The sequence below is a fragment of the Thiolapillus sp. genome (genome assembly GCF_048562965.1).
GTDB lineage: Bacteria > Pseudomonadota > Gammaproteobacteria > Chromatiales > Chromatiaceae > Thiolapillus > Thiolapillus brandeum_A.
In genome coordinates, this window is sequence record NZ_JBHNMF010001140.1 from 1 (window position 1) to 843 (window position 843).

The 843-nt window shown below is 53.3% G+C and carries 2 protein-coding genes; both read right to left on the minus strand.

Going from position 1 to position 843, the window contains the following annotated elements; genetic code table 11:
• A partial coding sequence (locus ACOCD2_RS22850; protein WP_419583915.1) for a hypothetical protein occupies positions 1–602 on the minus strand: 602 nt, incomplete at its 3' end.
• Positions 592–813 (minus strand): hypothetical protein, encoded by a 222-nt coding sequence (locus ACOCD2_RS22855; protein ID WP_293650533.1) that lies wholly within the window; start codon positions 811–813, stop codon positions 592–594. The genes ACOCD2_RS22855 and ACOCD2_RS22850, both read right to left, overlap by 11 nt.
• Between the last annotated feature and the right edge of the window lie 30 nt (positions 814–843).

Below are 843 nucleotides of genomic sequence, written 5' to 3' on the forward strand. Positions count from 1 at the left end.
TCTTCGGGAGTGGCTGCGTAGAGGGCGGAATCGGTAGTGACATTGATGTTGAAGGGCGCATAATCTTCGGCGGCTTCGGCCCATCCCAGCCACATATCGTGGCGTTCTTTGTCTGAAAAACTGGCAGTATCCGCGTCCTGGCTGAAAGGCGTGTAGTTGATCGTGTTGCCATCGTTCCAGGCAGGACTGGTGTAGCTGCCGCCCCAATAGTTAATATAAAGGATATTGGTAACACCGGATTTGCTCTGCAGATGCTTCAGGGTATCCAGATCAGGTGTGGGAGCTGTTTCTGCAATATCAGGCGCAGCATCCTGTGTTGCCGGGGATACGGCGGGATATCGAACGCAATAAAACTGATCGGGGGCCTGTTCCGCGAGGAGACCTGCGCCAGACAGATCAAACTCGGCTTTATAGGCCTTGTCATTTTCCACGTCCAGGACCAGCATAGCGGCAATCTTTCCCTTGCGGAGATAGATTTCAACGGTTCCCTGGCCTTTTTCGAGCGTTGCGATCCGGGTTTCATCGGCGGCTTTGTTGCGCAGAAGCCCTGCTTGAGCGATCGAACCCTGGATTTTACTGTCAATGTAGCGGTTACCGGGCAATGTGCAGGGCCAGTGTCTTGCCCGTTTCCAGACGATTCTCGATGCCGTCTGTCAGTTGGACGGGCCATTTGCCGTAGGTGAGCTGTTCGGCTGTGGCCGCCGTTTGCTGGTTATTGCCTTCAGAAAGGTCAAACAGGAATTCGGAGGCAACTGTCGTGGCCGAAAATGTCAGGAAAAGGACGGTGGTGAGAACGCTTCTGATCAGGTGCATGTTTTGGCTTTTGTCTAGAATTACCTAGTT

Excerpts from the sequence above, each read along its gene's own strand:
- ACOCD2_RS22855 (WP_293650533.1), bottom strand. The coding sequence starts at position 813 with ATGCACCTGATCAGAAGCGTTCTCACCACCGTCCTTTTCCTGACATTT.